We start from the raw sequence: 16,163 nt of genomic DNA, 5'->3' as shown, positions 1-16,163 counted from the left end.
TCTGATATATGGGAATGCAACGCTCCAAAGTCATCTTTGCGTGGGTCATGCTGGCACCGGCACTCGTCTATGTGCTGGCCATCGTTGCCTATCCGCTAATCGACACCTTCATCCTGTCTTTCACCGATGCATCGCTGCGCCGCACAACCAATTGGGTTGGCTGGGCCAATTATGAAAAGATTGCCAATGCGCAGTTTTTGGCCGTCATTGGCCGTACATTCGTCTGGACGTTCTTTTCGGTGTTGATGAAAATATCGATCGGCATGTTTGGAGCAGTGCTTCTCAACATGGCTTTGCCGGGACGCGCACTGTTTCGCATCATGATCATGCCGCCATGGATCGTGCCAATGGCGATTGGTATCTTCATGTGGAGCTGGATGTATAACGGTCAGTTCGGCATGATTTCAGGTATGCTTCAGCGTTTCGGTCTGGTCGATGGTCCGGTTGCGTTTCTTGCGCATGGCTCGACGGCATTTTGGGCAACTATTGTGACCGACGTCTGGATCGGCGTGCCAATGGTGACGCTCTATTTCCTCGCCGCTCTTCAGGCGATCCCGAAGGATCTCTATGAAGCTGCGTGGACGGATGGCGCAGGCCGCATGTACCGTTTCCGCCGGGTGACGTTGCCGCTGATGCTGCCTGCCATCATCACCATGTCGATGTTATCGACCATTGCGACATTCAATTCGTTCGACATCATCTGGATTCTGACGCAGGGCGGCCCAAATGGCTCGACCACCACGATGATTATCGACACCTATCAGACCGCTATCGGTTCCAAGCGTTACGGTGAGGGTGCAGCGCGTGCTGTCACGATCTGCATATTCCTGTCGCTGTTCTGCCTTGCTTATTTCCGTGTCACGCGACGCATCAGCCCCGAAAAGCTGGCATAAGGGGACAAACAATGAGCCAAACGCAAAACACGCCGCTGATCGACCGCTACACATGGTATGAAAAAATCGGAGCCTATGTGGGAATTGCAGTATTCCTGTTTTTCCTTTTGGCGCCGTTCATCGAAGGCTTTCTGGTTTCGCTGAAACCGCTCAACCAGCTGTTTTCTTCGCCTTATACATTCTGGCCTGAAAATGGCAGTTTTGATGCCTATTTCTCGATGTGGAAGAGCGTGCCGCAGTTCGGGCGCTATATCTTCAACTCGTTCTTTATCTCAACAGTGGTCACGGTCATCGTGTTGCTTCTGGTCGTGCCTGCTGCTTACGCTTTCTCGCGCTTCGAGTTTCGCGGAGCTGGGCTGATCCTTGGCGGCTTTCTGGCCATTAACATGTTTTCAGGCGCAGTTCTGCTGATACCGCTGTTCCGCTTGATGCGCAGCTTTCAGCTGCTTAACACCTATGCGGCGATGATTGTGCCGGGTGTAGCATTTCTCATTCCGGCGGCAATCTGGCTGCTGCGCACTTACATGATGCGTATTCCGCGTGAGCTGAATGAAGCTGCCTATATGGATGGCGCAAGCCAGTTCTACACGCTGCGCCGGGTCATTCTGCCGATTGCCATGCCGGGTATCATCGTTGTGGCCATCACCACTTTCATCGGTGCCTATGCGCAGCAGTTCATCTTTGCACTGACGTTCAATTCCAAGGCTGAATACATGCCGCTGCCGGTTGGTCTCTTTGCCTTCTTTGGCAAGCAGGAAGTGGTGTGGAATGAGCTGATGGCGGCATCGTTTATCGGCATCGCACCGGCGATGATCATTATCTTCCTTTTACAGCGTTATCTGGTCGGGGGTCTGACTGCGGGCGCGGTGAAGCAATAACAATCCGTCTAAACATCTACCATGATAAGGGAGTTTCCAGAGGTGACGACGATATTAAAAATGGGGGCTGCAGCGCTTGTTCTCGCAGGCAGCACGATGCTGGGCACGCTGGGTGCATCGGCGGCAGCTCAGGAGATCTCATGGATCTATTGCGGCGACAAGCTCGACAAGACGCATGACAAATACATCAAGGCCTGGGAAGAAAAGAACCCGGATTGGAAGATCGCTGTTGAAGTGGTCGGCTGGGCACAGTGCCAGGACAAGGCAACGACACTTGCCGCTGCAGGCACACCGCCAGCAATCGCCTATGTCGGTTCGCGCACGCTCAAGGAATTTGCCGACAACGACATGATCGTTCAGGTGCCGATGAGTGATGAGGAAAAGGCAACTTATTTTCCGCACGTCGTTGAAACGGTCACCTATGACGGCACCCAGTGGGGCGTGCCGATCGCACTTTCGACCAAGGTTCTCTACTGGAACAAGGACCTGTTCAAGCAGGCTGGTCTCGATCCTGAAAAGCCACCACGGACCTGGGCGGAAGAAATCGAATTCGCCAAAATCATCAAGGAAAAGACCGGCATTCCAGGCTATGGCCTGTCGGCAAAGACTTTCGACAACACTGTGCACCAGTTCCTGCACTGGGTTTACACCAATGACGGCAAGATCCTGAACGACAAGGGTGAAGTGGTCATCGATAATCCGCAGGTTCTGGCTGCTCTCAAGGCTTATAACGATATCAAGGCTTACGCCGAAGAAGGTCCGACAGCTTATGAGCAGAACGAAGTCCGCGCGATTTTCCTCGACGGCAAAGTCGGCATGATCCAGGGCGGCTCGGGTGCCGCTGTTCGTCTTCAGGATTCAAAGTTTAACTGGGGCATCGCGACGCTCCCCGTTGGTCCTGATGCGAAGGGCCCAGGCACGCTGGTGATTACTGACAGCCTTGCCGTGTTCAAGGATTCGGGCGTTGAGGAAAAAGCTTCCGAGTTTGCCAAATACATCACGTCGCCTGCTATTCAGGAAGAATATGAACTGGCAACCGATGAAGGCTTGACGCCAATGCGGCCATCTCCTGCAGTTGATAAGGTCATGGTCGATATTCCTTATTGGCGCCCTCTGATCGAAGGCATCCAGTATGGTGGTGCAGAGCCGCTCTTCACCGATTGGCGCGGTTTCCAGAACGTCATGATTGCCATGGTTCAGTCCGTCATCACAGGCGATGCAAAGCCTGAAGATGCGCTGAAGAAGGCAGATGAAGAACTGAAGAAGCTGAACTAAATCGACAGCTTATCCGCCCTGCCGAAGCTTTTGGCAGGGCGGGTTATAAATAAGAGTTTCGGCCGCAGGAGAGCAGCGTGGGAAAATTATCCCTCAAGAATATTGTCAAGAGCTTCGGCCAGTTTGACGTCGTCAAGAACGTATCCCTTGAAGTGAATGACGGCGAGTTCATGGTCTTTGTCGGACCATCGGGCTGCGGCAAGTCCACGCTTCTGCGCATGATCGCGGGCCTTGAGGATACGACATCGGGCGATATCGTCATTGATGAAAAGCGCGTCAACGATCTGCCTCCGGTCAAGCGCGGCATCGCGATGGTGTTCCAGAGCTATGCGCTCTATCCGCATATGAGTGTTTTTGAAAATATCGCATTCCCGCTGCGCGTCGAAGGTGCCGACAATGCCACCATCAAGCGCAAGGTGGAACATGCGGCTTCGATCCTACATCTGGATCAGCGCCTTGAGCAGAAGCCCGGCATGTTGTCCGGCGGTCAGCGTCAGCGCGTGGCCATTGGCCGTGCGATTGTTCGTGAACCAAAAATCTTCCTGTTTGATGAGCCGCTTTCCAATCTTGACGCAGCGCTTCGTGCCGATATGCGGATTGAGCTGACAAAGCTGCACAAACAGCTCGGCGCAACCATGATCTATGTGACGCATGATCAGGTCGAAGCCATGACCATGGCTGATCGTATCGTTGTGCTTGAAGGTGGCAACATCTCGCAGGTTGGTACGCCGCTTGAACTCTATCATCGACCACGCAACAGCTTCGTTGCTGGCTTCATCGGCAACCCACGCATGAATATGCTGCCGGTGACGTTTTCTGGTTTTGAGAGCAATGGTTATGCCCGCGTGAAGCTTGCAGACAATGAACTGGTTTTGCCGGTTCTTTGTGAAGAAGCAGCCCGTCCACAAGCCGGCCAGACACTGACATTGGGCATTCGTCCCGAGCATGTCGCGATTAGTGACGGCCTGAACGCGATCACTGTTAACTCGTCCGTTGTCGAGCGCCTCGGACAGCAAACCATTGTTTACAGCGTACCGGAAGGCATGAGCGAAACATTTTGCATCATAACGCCGGGCACTGCACCGATTAGCGGAGACACGGCAATTAAGGTCTCTGTCGATCCGCAGTTTTGTCACCTGTTTGATCAGAACGGCATCGCCTTTACCCGCCAGGGTGAATTTTCGGATGTTTCTTCGCATTGATTGATCGAGCCGTCTTACAACAGGTATTGAAAAAGGGCGGTCAAACCGCCCTTTGTTTTGTGCACGAATGTGCCATTAAAATTTTCCTAAAGGTCAGGTTACGCTTAAGATGGGACGCCATTTTTTGCGATGAAAGCCGTAATTTCAGCCATTGTCGATGTGCCTTCCATCGGACCTTTTACACTCACAGCGCATGCTCCAGTCGCATTGGCAATATGCAATGCTTCTTGTGGAGCAAGACCGCGGAGCCAGCAGGTGACGAATGCCGCGCCAAAGCTGTCGCCGGCGCCGGTCGGGTCGATTTCATCGACTTTGAATGCCGCTGCCGAAACTTGACCGGATTGATCGTAATAGCTCGCTCCTTCGGAACCGCGCTTGATAACAATCGCCTTGATCCCGCGCGCCAGCAACTCTTCGACAGCGGCTTTTTCTTCAGTCGCTTTTGTGAAAAGGAAAATCTCTGGCCCGCTTGGCATGAACAGATCAGTGTGTTCGAGTGCATGGACAAGCGCCGCGCGCATACCCGGAAGGTCAAGCATTTCCTTGCGGATATTCGGATCGAAGGAAATGGTCCCGCCCTTGGCCTTGATGCGCAGAGTTGCTTCGTGAATTGTTTCGACAATTCCATCTGAAAACAGGGCCGAACCCATAATATGCAGATGATCGGCAGACTCGATCAGCTTTTCAGCTTCGGGTGTGAGCGCAATCGCACTGCATGCACTGTGCTTGATGTTGAAGATGAAGTCGCGATTTCCATCAGGACGATAACGCACAAAAGCGCTACCTGTGGCTGCTGTCGGATGGATGCTGATGGCTGCAACATCAACCCCATCTTTTTCCAGCCGCTCAATATTGAGTGCGCCAAAATCATCATTGCCAACCGCGCTCACGATGCCGCATGGCTGGCCCATTTTAGCGGCCTGATCAATGAAAATCGCAGGGGCACCAGAAGCAAAAGGGCCAATCAGCGGGATAGCACTTTTGAAACCATTGCCGGTTTCCACAGCCATAATCTCAACGACGATTTCGCCAATAGTGATGATCTTTTTCATGCGATTAACCAATTATGATCTGACGGATTTAGAGCGGACATCCAGCCAGACAGCGACAAGAATGACGACACCCTTGACGATGAGCTGATAGAAATAAGGGACAGACAGCATGTTCATGCCGTTATTGATCACGCCGATGATCAGTGCTCCAAGGATCGTGCCGACCATGGTGCCAACGCCACCTGCAAGTGAGGTTCCACCCAGAACGACGGCAGCAATAGCATCAAGTTCGTAACCCATGCCGGCATTGGTCTGTGCAGAGGACAAGCGCGATGAAAGCAGGATGCCGCTGATTGCAGCCATGACGCCAGACAGCATGAAGACGATGATCTTGATGCGATCAACGCGGATGCCGGAATAAATAGCCGCTTCCTTGTTCCCGCCTGCAAGATAGATACGGCGGCCAAACACGGTCTTCGAGAGAATGACATAGTTGATAAAAAACAATACACCGACGATCCAGATGATGATCGGCAGCCCGAGCCAGCTTTCCGAGCCGATAGCCAGCCATGTGTCATTTTCAATGATTTCCGGTGCACCATTTGTCGGCAGGCTGACCATACCGCGATAGATGCCCATTGTGGCAACAGTCACGATGAAAGACGGCAGCATCAGTTTTGCTGACAGAACACCGTTGATAGCCCCCATGATGGCACCAGCTGCCAGCGTGAACACAACTGTTGGAACGAAGCCAAAGCCCATGGCAAAGGCTTGGGCAGCAACCATGCCAGCAACTGCTATGATTGAACCGATAGACAGATCGATTTCGCCGAGCAGGATCACATAGGTCATGCCGTAGGCTGCGACGGCGATCACGGCCACCTGCTGCATGATATTCATGAAGTTGTTGAATGCGAGAAAGCGCGGGTTCAGCACTGCAAAAACGATACAGAGAACCGCCAGCGAAATGACGATGCCGCCATATTGACGGATCAGTGGAGAAGAAAATAGTGAGCGGCGGACTTCCGCATCCGCGGCTTTTTTCTGAATGTCTTGTGTGTTTGTCATTGGTGCATTCCTGCTGCGTAGCTCATGACGGTTTCAGGAGTCAGGCCGTCTGCATCGAGTGTTGCGGCGACATGCTTGTTGTGCATAACCACGACGCGATCACTCAGACCCAAAACCTCCGGCAACTCTGAAGAAACCATCAGGATAGCCGCGCCATGGGCGGCAAGTTCACGGATAATGCGGTAGATTTCAAATTTTGCGCCAACGTCTACACCGCGGGTTGGTTCATCAAGTATCAGTATTTTTGGCTTCATCTGAAGCCATTTTGCCAGCACGATTTTCTGTTGATTACCGCCGCTCAGCGAACCGGCAACAGTGTCGATAGATGCCGTTTTAATTGCCAGTCGCAGCACTTCGGCCTTGGCACTGGAACGCTCGGCTGAAGAGCGCATCAGGCCGAAAGGACCTGCGAGCTGGCCGAGCGCTACCATATTGATGTTGCGTTCAACACTATGGGGCAGAACGAGGCCTTCTTCCTTGCGGTTCTCTGTTACAAAGGCGATGCCGTTTGCAATAGCCTGCGCCGGTGACGCGAGATTGATGGGTTTTCCGTCCAGCAGAATGTCGCCGGTGGGATGGAGCATGCCAAAGAGAGCCTTCATCACATCTGATCGGCCAGAACCGACAAGACCGAACAACCCAAGCACTTCGCCGGGCTTCACATCAATCGATACATTGTTGAACTTACCTGGAACTGAAAGATTCCTGGTCTCCAGAATGGACGGAACGATTGCTGATGGGCGAGGGGCCTCGCGAGGCGGATAGATATCATTCATCTCACGCCCGACCATTAACGCGATGAGCTTGTCGATGCTGGTTTGGCTTTTTTCTGTTGTCGTTACATACTCGCCGTCGCGCACTACAGTGATATCGTCGGAGAGCCGCATGATTTCTTCCATGCGGTGTGAAATATAGATAACAGCCGTGCCTTGGGCTTTCAGCCGTTCGATTATGGTGAAAAGAATTTCTGCTTCGCTGTCAGATAAGGAAGAGGTCGGTTCATCAAGAATGACCACATCAGCCGGACGGCTCAGGCCTTTCGCAATCTCGACGAGCTGACGCTGCGCGATTGAAAGGTCGCCGACTTTTGCTCGTGCATCAACGGGAAGCCCTAGCTCCGCAATGAGTCGTGTTGCTTCCATATTGAGTTCCCGTTCGCGAATGAAACCGAAGCGGCTCGGTTCATTATTGGCGAGGATATTTTCGGCAACGGACAGGTTGCGGGAAAGGCTGAGCTCTTGAAAGACAATTGAAATGCCGCTTGCGCGAGCATCGCGTGGGTTTTTGGGTGTGTAAGGCTCCCCCTTGAACAGGATCGTGCCCGATGTCGGTTTGAAAAGACCGGCAAGAATCTTCATCAGTGTGGATTTGCCAGCACCGTTCTCGCCAAGCAATGTGTGGACGCGACCGCGACGGACTGTCAGATTCATACGCTTGAGCGCAACAACGGGACCAAATGATTTGGCAACATCGCTGATATCAAGAACGATATCCTGATTACTCTTTGGTGCGGAATTGATAACGGTCATCTGAAAACCTCCGCTCTCCATTATTTGCTGTCTTCATCAGGCGGGGGATGGCCGATGCGACAGTCTTTGCCGATAATGTGCGCGGCGGCATGGGCGGGTGGTGACCGCCATGCCGCCGCGCACTGAATGGAAATGACGACTGGGAGGAGTGTCATCATTTCACGCGGTGTTACTTGGTTTCGCCGTCCTTGGTGACTACGCCAGGGACGATTGGCTGCTTGGCGGGAACTTCTTCACCCTTGATTACCTTTGTTGCAGTCTGAACGGCGACTTTCCCCATTTCATCAGGGTATTGAGCAATCACACCCACCATGACAGGATCATTCTTGACTGCATTGCGCGCTTCTTCCATGCCGTCAAAACCGATAACCTTAACCTGTTTGTCAAGCTTTGCTGACTTGACAGCCGAAGCCGCTGCAAGGGCGGCGTCATCGCCGAAACCGAAAATGCCGACAATATCAGGATTGGCCTGAATGATGTTTTGTGCGGCAGCAAGCGCTTCTGAGCGGGTGATGCCGGGCTGGATTGATACAATTTTGATATCCGGGTGATTGGCGATCGCTTTCTTGAAGCCCTCGACACGGTCCACAACCGACTGAACCGTCGGATATTCAATCACTGCTACATTGCCCTTTTCACCGATGGATTTTGCCATCAGCTCACCGGCCTTTTCGCCGCCCGCAAAATTGTCGGTGCCGACAAAAGAAGTCACCTCGACATTGTTGGCTGGAACGTCAACGGTAATGACTTTGATGCCTGCCTTCTGCGCTTTGTTAATGGCAGAGCGGACGCCCTTGCTGTCAACCGGAGAAATGATGATGACATCAACACCCTTGGTGATGAAGTCTTCGACATCAGCGAGCTGCTTGCTCAGATCCTGATTGGCAATGGAAACTTCAAGTGGCACATTTTCTGCCTGCGCTTCCTTTTTCATCGCTTCAGCGAGCGAGATGTAGAAAGGATGCTGCTGGGTGAGAAGCGATGCGCCAATGCCTTCAGCGGATGCAACGCCCGCCAACATGGCAAGGGTGACACCAGAAAAAAGAATACGACCAAGCGACTTACGAAACATGATTTCCTCCGAGTAGAACCGGCACTAGCCGGGTCGTCCTTCTGATTAGGGACACATAAACATTCCCTGCTGGATCCAAGATTGCTGCCAATCCTGAAACCTCCCGGAAGGGCAGGATCCTTCCCAAGCCCCATATCGGGCCTCCACTAGAAATGATTGAGCATGCTCAATGAGTCAATAAAAAATTATCACGTGTAAAAATTAGATCGATTTAAAATTCATTGAGCGAGGCACAGAGCGCCCAAATTTATAATTTTAAATCAAGTAATCGTTGCATTTTTGGGTAAATTTGGAGTTGCTTCCAGTAAAAAATAATTTTACGCATAGAAAATAATGGGCCCGTCCGGAAATGCTCGTGACACAGGATGGGAGGAGCAGCGATGGCGGATAACAAGATCAGGACGATGGAAGAATTCGCTGCGGCTAGCGGATTGTCACGTCCGACTGTTTCGAAGTATTTCGATAATCCCGAGAGTGTAAAGCCATCGACACGTGCGCGCATTGAGAAGGCGCTCAAGGACCATAATTATCAGCCGAATATTTTTGCGGTCAGCATGAACCGCAAAAAGCCAAAGAATATCGGCGTTATTGTTCCGCATATCTCTGATCCTTTTTATGCTGAGATCATTCGTCAGATTGAAATGCGTTGTCTGGCGGAAGGATACTGGACAATCATTCTCTCCTCTCATGGTGATCGTAAACTTGAAGCGCGCGCCATGCGCACGTTGATGTCGTTGAATATATCCGGTGTCCTGATGGCGCCGCTGGGATTCGAGACTGATGCAAAGCTTCTTGCCAGCCTGTCAAATTCGATGCCAGTCGTTTTTCTGGATAGCCGTATTAGTGACGACCAGCCTTTCGTTGGGACTGATAATCGCCAGAGCATTGGCAATATTGTCGAGTATCTCTGCCGCACGGGTGAACACCCTTGTTTCATGGAAATGCCAGCAGTCAACCAGAATGCCATCGAGCGTCGGACTGCTTATACTTCCACAATGGAGCGTATTGGTATTGAGCCGATCATCTTGCCGATGAGGTCAAAGAAATGGGATTTCGAAGAACTCGGCTATGAAGAAGCGGGACGCATCCTGGATCGAGGAGGCTTTCCAACACGGACGGTTTTATGCGCCAATGACCGTATTGCTTTTGGCGTGATTTCAGCCGCTTATGAGCGGCGACGTCACGTTGGGCGGGAAGAGGGATGCGACTTTCGGGTAGCTGGCCATGACGACCATCCACTGAGCCGCTTTACTTGCCCTCCATTGACGACGGTGGCGCAGGATTATCGCACAATAGCCCAACTCGGGCTGGATATGCTGTTTTCGCGGATCAATGCTCAGAAAAGCGGTTCTGCTGTTGAAGCAGAGATCACTCACCTTGCAAGCCAGCTGATTTTGCGTTCATCGGCTTAATATTTAATTCGAGTACTTTTTCTGTTTGCGCCATTCCAGCGGGCTAAGCCCGGTCACACGGCGGAATTCACGGTTGAAGTTCGACTTCGTTGTGAAGCCTGAATCGAGCATGATCACGGTCACGGATGTGTCTGTTTCGATTAGTAACTTGCAAGCTTCAGCTATTCGATAATCATTGATGAATTGCGACACATTTTTTGTGGTCAAAGTGTTCACAGCCGTTGAAATCTGACGTGCGGGTAAGCCAATTTTTTTTGCAAGACGAACCAGCGTCAGGTTCTCATCGAGGTACAGCTTTTTTTCTGATAGAACCTCTTCGACATGCGACAAGACCGCCTGATCTTGTTCGCGGTCCGAAACGCCTTGGCTTTTGTCTTCATGGCTCGGCATTGATGGTTGCGCTTTACCGGCGACGATTGCCGTCAGGCCGAGAAAAAATAGCCCAAGTAGATTAGCATTGCTGACCATCAGAGCTGCATTTCTTCCATTCGTCCACTCGAAGTCAAAAAGGATTGCGATATCGAAAAAGGCGGACATGCAGAGAGATGCTGCTGCGATAAGAAGTGCACGATGGGCTGAAATCGCTGTTTCAAAACGTGCATCACTTAAAGAATCTGGTCCGCGCCGACCAAGATATAACAGTGCGATTGCATATCCGGTGAAAAGCAGGATCAAAGCACTATCAATCAGGATAGGTGCGATCAATAGCAGGCCTATAACCGTGATTGGGAAAATTGCTATAAACCAAAGCTTCTCGGTTTTTCGGTCCGTTTCAGAGCCGATCAAGGTTCGAAAGCTCGCATAAAGCAATGGCGGTAGAGCGCTGGCGATTATTGGAAGCAGATAGCGAACTTCGGTGAGACCATATCCCCATCGCAAGCCTACCGCCAATGACTGCGCAATGCAAAGTGCGACAAGGACTTGAAATGGCCAGTTGTGCTGCGCGGAAGTTCTGTTCCACAGCATCGTAAAAAACAGGATTGTCAAAAGCAAAGCGACGACAAAGGGTAAGGGAACGAAGATCACGCTGCAACTCTATTCAGTAAATAAGACCGTCGTTCCATGACCTATATCGCGTTTCCGTACGACCTGAATCATGATTTAGGACGCAAGATCAGGCATGTTTTACGATCCTCCAGGGACAATATTCCAATCCGGAGAGAATTATGAAACGATCTGTTCTAGCTGCAACATTTTGCACATTTGCGTTGATAACTTTACCATCTAACGTATTTGCTTTTGAAGTCGGCGTACGAGAAATAAAGGTGCCGTCGGCCGAGAGGAATAAGGAGCTGTCAGTGACGGTCTGGTATCCTGCTCAAAAGGGCGGTGCAGCTGTCTTATATGGTCAAAACAAGGTTTTCGAAGGCACTCAAGCGTATTTGGATGCGCCTTTCGCTGTAGGGACTTTTCCCGTGGTTCTGCTTTCTCATGGTTCGGGCGGGCGTGTTGAGGCGGCTGGATGGTTGGCTGCACGGCTAGCTAAAGCCGGATTTATGGTTGCCGGACCAAATCATCCGGGCACAACTTCTGGCGACTCGCTTCCTGCGGAAACACCAAAGCTATGGCAGAGAACGCACGATATCTCTGATGTCACAAGCTTTTTGACAAGCGATGCTGAATGGGCACCACATCTTAAGGCTGATCAAGTTGGTGTTGTTGGGTTCTCGTTAGGTGGTGCAACAGCACTTGAGCTGATCGGTGCCCGTGCAAATCTTGAAGCCTTTGCAACTTATTGCGATCAATACGATAAATGGGACTGTGCGTGGTATCAAGGTGGCGTGGGTTATACCGATGGTGAGACCGTTAAGGTCGGTATGGTCGATTTGCGCACTGTCGATAAAATGCTGTTTGAACAATCCAACCTTGACACGCGCATCAAATCAGCAGTGATAGTCGATCCGGGACTAGTTCATGCCTATGTTCCAGAGAGTCTGAAAGAAATCAGTGTTCCAAGTGCTTTTATCAATTTGGGGTCAGGGGATGAAATTCCCTTTGCCGTAATTGCTGATAAAGTGTCCAGTCAGGTTCCAGGCGCTCAATATGAAACAGTGAGCGGAGCTGATCATTTCAGCTTCCTGCCTGTATGCCAGCCAAGCGCTGTTGATTTTCTAGACTCAATTGGGGAAATCGATCCTATCTGCGCTGATACTGTAAAAAGTCGCTCAGACATTCACAGCGAGGTTTCTGAACTGGTATTGAAACACATGGACGAAACGCTTCGAAAATAAAAAGCACCACTTCCTTGGTTTCAGACAGCTATGATTTGAGACGGTCTCGTTGATGAAAATCAGGATACCGTCTTTCACTACCTATAAATTATTTCAGCTCTCATCTGTTCGGCGAGGAAAGGAAAGTGTAGGCGACTGCTTTATGTGCATATTATGATTGCTGCGTTCTAACGCATTGAAAGCGGCAAACCGACAGCCCAAGTCAAGAACAGAAGGCACAACGCCAGAACAGCGCTAAACACAGTTTCAGTTTTCATGGAGTTGGTCGTCCCGTGAGGTTGGACGCGTTTATGATGCTTAATCTATTCCCAGATAATGAACAATAAATCATATCTGGCATGTGTGACGTGATTTAAAATCAGATCACATCTCAATTGTTTTTGCGCAAACGAACGATCTTGATCCAGCTGCTATTGAACATGATTGCGCCGACTAAGAGGGCGATCAACCCGATCATTATCATTCCGTATGCGATGCCTTGATCGCCAAACTGTTGATATAGCCAGCCAGATTTTTCAACGGCCTGTGCCGGTTTTCCAACGCGCATAAACCCTTGCAACAACGCGCCGAAACCGATGATCAATAAAAGCACACTGCGAATCATAGGGTACGCCTGAACGCAAAATAGTCGTTACCGAGAGGAAAGAGCTATTATCTCGATTGTTAAAGCTTGTCGGAAAGCCACCGGAAAACTGGAGCGGGCGAAGGGATTCGAACCCTCGACCCCAACCTTGGCAAGGTTGTGCTCTACCCCTGAGCTACACCCGCTCGCGCCAGTCTTCTCTGAGAGAGAAGTCGTTTCCGTTAGGCAGGCGGTATATGGACTAACGGATTCCGGATTGCAACAGGGAAAATCATGAAAAGTGCAATTTGCTTCAGATTATTGCGCAAATGTGGCATAAGACATTGAAAAATATAATTATAATTTCTCGCGTTGTGTCGCTTAACAACGTTGACCTGGTGTCAGGGGTGCAATCTATGATTTAATTATTGCAACAAAAACTACCGATAATATCAGAGGGGCTTTTTTCAATGATTGCCGTTGGTGATTCACGCTTAATCTTCAATCTTTGCATTCTTCTTTGCTGAGCTTGCGTGTTTGAGTTTGCTTATTAAGAGTATGCAAAGCACGTATTGAAGTGGATGATTGTGTTATTTTAGGGAATGGGGACCAATATGCCTATGACATCGGCCGAGCTGCATGAATATCTGAAAAACCTCGGTATCGAGGTGAAGACGGTGGAGCATCCACCTTTGTTCACGGTTGCCGATTCACAAAGCCTGCGTGGCGAAATCGCGGGAGGTCACACCAAGAATCTATTCCTGAAGGACAAGAAAGACAATTTCTTTCTGGTGACTGTGGATGAGGAAGCGGTCGTTGATCTCAAGTCGATCCATCAGATTATTGGTGCTTCCAGCCGTGTCTCTTTCGGAAAGCCAGAGAAGCTGATGGAATATCTTGGCGTGGTACCAGGCGGCGTAACAGTGTTTGGCGCGGTAAACGATACCGGGCACAATGTTCAGATTGTGCTCGACGCAAGTTTAATGGAAAATGACATCATAAACGGGCATCCACTAACGAACGAAGCCACGACATCAATCAAACGGGATGATCTGATGCGCTTTCTCGCCGCGACAGGACATGAAGTGCGCATTCTTGCTGTTTCAGAGGATGCGAAGGCGTCTTCAGAGGTATAGACTGGCAATTGACGATTGTCGTGCGATGGCAGCTTGAAATTGGTTGCTGCAGATACGAACTGAGATATCGAAACCGGCCTGCCGCTGCCCTATATGCAAGCTGGAAGACATAAGGAATATCCGATGACGAGCCAGAACAATCCCTATTCGAACTCAGGCGCACAAATGACCGGCAATGTGTCTTTTGGCACATCGGATCCGAGTGTTGGTGGCGCTCCTCAGGGCAGCAATGATCTTATCAAGGACACGACGACCGCAGCCTTTCAGGCGGATGTTATCGCGGAATCACGAAATCAGCCGGTACTTGTGGATTTCTGGGCGCCATGGTGCGGCCCTTGCAAACAGCTTACGCCCATTATCGAAAATGCAGTTCGTGAAGCAGGCGGCGCAGTCAAGCTCGTTAAGATGAACATTGATGATCATCCATCAATCGCTGGCCAGCTTGGTATCCAGTCCATCCCGGCTGTCATTGCCTTTGTTAACGGTCAGCCAGCCGACGGTTTTATGGGTGCGTTGCCTGAATCCAAGGTGAAGGAATTCATAGCGAAAATCGGAGGCCCCAGCGATCAGGAGGCGGCAATTTCTGAAGCAGTGACAGCCGCAAAGGAATTGGTTGAAGCTGGCGACTTTGTGCAATCGGCGCAGATTTTCTCGTCCATCCTGCAGGTTGCGCCTGATAATGTTGACGCCGTTGTCGGTCTGGCGACTTGTTTGCTTGAATCGGGCGATGCCGATAAGGCGCGCGAAATTCTGGCAAGCCTGCCTGCTGACAAGCAGGGAGCAGCGCCGGTTCGGGCGCTTGAAACCCGGATCGCCCTTGCCGATCAGGTCAAGCTTATTGGTGATCCTATAGAATTGGAGCGCCGTGTGCAGGCTGATCCAAATGATTTTCAGGCGCGTTACGATCTTGCTCAGGTGCGCAACGCACAGGGGCGACGAGTGGAAGCGGCTGACGAGCTGTTGGCGGTCATGAAGGCAGATCGCAGCTGGAATGATGATGGTGCGCGCAAGCAGCTCCTTCAGTTCTTTGAGGCATGGGGTAATGCGGATCCAGCGACATTGGGTGCGCGCCGCAAGCTTTCGTCGCTGCTGTTTTCTTAAGCGGCTTCATAATACCAAACCATTGAAGCCACTTTATCACTTTGCTTTTATGAATTTCCGCATGCAAAACCGCTTCGGAATTTTGCTGGAAATGCTCAGAAGGAGAAAGTCATGCAAGTGGGCAATGCCCGATATCGTACAGCTTCGGATATTCCAGAGCTTGTCCCGGTATTTCCGCTCAAGGGAGCCCTTCTTTTGCCCGGTGGCCAGCTACCTCTGAATATTTTTGAGCCACGCTATCTCGAAATGGTCGAAGATGCGCTCGCGGGTAAGCGAATTATCGCAATGATCCAGCCTCGCATTGAAGATGCAAATGAAGATGACGAAGCCGAGACATTCGACGAAACGGCTCGACCGCAACTGAGCCAGGTCGGGTGTCTCGGAAGGATTACCACTTATGCTGAGACTGGTGACGGTCGTGTGCTGATTACATTGCAGGGCATTTGCCGTTTCCGGCTTCTGGAAGAAGTGCATTCCCGCAGGCCTTATCGCCAATGCAGGATTGCGCCATTTCTAACCGATCTTGAAGATCCAAGTGATCTCGGCGATGTGGACCGCGAAGCACTGTTGCGTGCTTTCAAGGAATATTTGGAAGTACACAATCTGGAAGCGGACTGGGATAGCATTTCGCGGGCGGCCAATGACACGCTGGTCAATGCACTTTCGATGATGTCGCCATTTGGTCCAGCGGAAAAACAGGTGCTTCTGGAGGCTGCGGATTTGAAAACACGCGCTGCGACCCTGATCGCGATTACCGAAATGGTTTTGGCGAAGAACAAGGACGATTATGGTTCGCGTCTGCAATGACCGCT

Annotated in this window: 15 protein-coding genes and 1 tRNA gene; 9 read left to right on the top strand and 7 right to left on the bottom strand. The window is 51.0% G+C overall.

The window, feature by feature from the left end; all coding sequences use genetic code 11:
- Positions 1-8: 8 nt before the first annotated feature.
- The 4 genes from H5024_RS12780 to ugpC all read left to right on the top strand — a co-directional run bounded on the left by H5024_RS12780 (position 9) and on the right by ugpC (position 4,248).
- A complete protein-coding gene (locus tag H5024_RS12780; RefSeq protein ID WP_187547394.1) occupies positions 9-893 on the top strand; it encodes a sugar ABC transporter permease in 885 nt (294 codons plus the stop codon).
- 11 nt (positions 894-904) lie between these two features.
- The gene (locus H5024_RS12775; RefSeq protein WP_187547392.1) at positions 905-1,771 is read left to right on the top strand and encodes a carbohydrate ABC transporter permease; all 867 of its coding nucleotides are present in this window, start codon (positions 905-907) and stop codon (positions 1,769-1,771) included.
- A 60-nt stretch (positions 1,772-1,831) separates the two neighbouring features.
- On the top strand, positions 1,832-3,046 hold the full coding sequence (locus H5024_RS12770) for an extracellular solute-binding protein (RefSeq protein ID WP_187548606.1): 1,215 nt from the start codon (positions 1,832-1,834) through the stop codon (positions 3,044-3,046).
- A gap of 77 nt (positions 3,047-3,123) precedes the next feature.
- The gene (ugpC, locus tag H5024_RS12765; RefSeq protein WP_187547391.1) at positions 3,124-4,248 is read left to right on the top strand and encodes a sn-glycerol-3-phosphate ABC transporter ATP-binding protein UgpC; all 1,125 of its coding nucleotides are present in this window, start codon (positions 3,124-3,126) and stop codon (positions 4,246-4,248) included.
- Positions 4,249-4,352: 104 nt separating this feature from the next.
- Here the strand turns inward: ugpC and H5024_RS12760 are convergent, their stop codons facing one another.
- From H5024_RS12760 to H5024_RS12745, 4 genes are all read right to left on the bottom strand, one after another.
- Positions 4,353-5,300: a sugar kinase gene (locus H5024_RS12760; RefSeq protein ID WP_187547389.1), complete on the bottom strand. Its 948-nt coding sequence runs from the start codon at positions 5,298-5,300 to the stop codon at positions 4,353-4,355.
- Between the two features lie 12 nt (positions 5,301-5,312).
- Positions 5,313-6,308: a ribose ABC transporter permease gene (locus tag H5024_RS12755; protein ID WP_247875283.1), complete on the bottom strand. Its 996-nt coding sequence runs from the start codon at positions 6,306-6,308 to the stop codon at positions 5,313-5,315.
- The gene (locus H5024_RS12750; RefSeq protein ID WP_187547387.1) at positions 6,305-7,837 is read right to left on the bottom strand and encodes a sugar ABC transporter ATP-binding protein; all 1,533 of its coding nucleotides are present in this window, start codon (positions 7,835-7,837) and stop codon (positions 6,305-6,307) included. Before H5024_RS12750 ends, H5024_RS12755 begins: the two co-directional genes overlap by 4 nt.
- Positions 7,838-8,006: 169 nt before the next feature.
- Positions 8,007-8,909, bottom strand: a complete 903-nt coding sequence (locus H5024_RS12745; RefSeq protein WP_187547385.1) for a substrate-binding domain-containing protein — start codon at positions 8,907-8,909, stop codon at positions 8,007-8,009.
- Positions 8,910-9,289: 380 nt separating this feature from the next.
- Between H5024_RS12745 and H5024_RS12740 the strand changes: the two genes are divergently transcribed.
- Entirely contained in the window at positions 9,290-10,321 is a 1,032-nt protein-coding gene (locus tag H5024_RS12740) for a LacI family DNA-binding transcriptional regulator (RefSeq protein WP_187547382.1), read from the top strand.
- Positions 10,322-10,324: 3 nt separating this feature from the next.
- On the opposite strand, the gene H5024_RS12735 is transcribed toward H5024_RS12740, so the two are convergent.
- A complete protein-coding gene (locus tag H5024_RS12735; RefSeq protein ID WP_187547380.1) occupies positions 10,325-11,347 on the bottom strand; it encodes an AraC family transcriptional regulator in 1,023 nt (340 codons plus the stop codon).
- A 140-nt stretch (positions 11,348-11,487) separates the two neighbouring features.
- Between H5024_RS12735 and H5024_RS12730 the strand changes: the two genes are divergently transcribed.
- A complete protein-coding gene (locus H5024_RS12730; protein ID WP_187547378.1) occupies positions 11,488-12,552 on the top strand; it encodes a dienelactone hydrolase family protein in 1,065 nt (354 codons plus the stop codon).
- A 370-nt stretch (positions 12,553-12,922) separates the two neighbouring features.
- Here H5024_RS12730 and H5024_RS12725 read toward each other — a convergent pair whose 3' ends face one another.
- Together H5024_RS12725 and H5024_RS12720 are read right to left on the bottom strand one after the other, a co-directional pair.
- Positions 12,923-13,144 carry a hypothetical protein gene (locus tag H5024_RS12725; protein WP_348770716.1) on the bottom strand — a complete coding sequence of 74 codons (222 nt, stop codon included), beginning with the start codon at positions 13,142-13,144 and terminating at the stop codon, positions 12,923-12,925.
- A gap of 101 nt (positions 13,145-13,245) precedes the next feature.
- Positions 13,246-13,320 (bottom strand) — tRNA-Gly (locus tag H5024_RS12720).
- Between the two features lie 408 nt (positions 13,321-13,728).
- On the opposite strand from H5024_RS12720, the gene H5024_RS12715 reads away from it, so the two are divergent.
- From H5024_RS12715 to H5024_RS12705, 3 genes are all read left to right on the top strand, one after another.
- Positions 13,729-14,250, top strand: coding sequence for a prolyl-tRNA synthetase associated domain-containing protein (locus tag H5024_RS12715; RefSeq protein WP_187547374.1), 522 nt, complete (start codon positions 13,729-13,731; stop codon positions 14,248-14,250).
- A 123-nt stretch (positions 14,251-14,373) separates the two neighbouring features.
- Positions 14,374-15,351: a thioredoxin gene (gene trxA / locus H5024_RS12710; RefSeq protein WP_187547371.1), complete on the top strand. Its 978-nt coding sequence runs from the start codon at positions 14,374-14,376 to the stop codon at positions 15,349-15,351.
- A 111-nt stretch (positions 15,352-15,462) separates the two neighbouring features.
- A complete protein-coding gene (locus H5024_RS12705; protein WP_187547369.1) occupies positions 15,463-16,158 on the top strand; it encodes an LON peptidase substrate-binding domain-containing protein in 696 nt (231 codons plus the stop codon).
- The last annotated feature ends 5 nt before the right edge of the window (positions 16,159-16,163 follow it).

The organism is Ochrobactrum sp. Marseille-Q0166, assembly GCF_014397025.1.
Taxonomy (GTDB): domain Bacteria; phylum Pseudomonadota; class Alphaproteobacteria; order Rhizobiales; family Rhizobiaceae; genus Brucella.
Note: the sequence above shows the minus strand (reverse complement) of the source record. Positions and strands in the feature narration are given on the sequence as shown.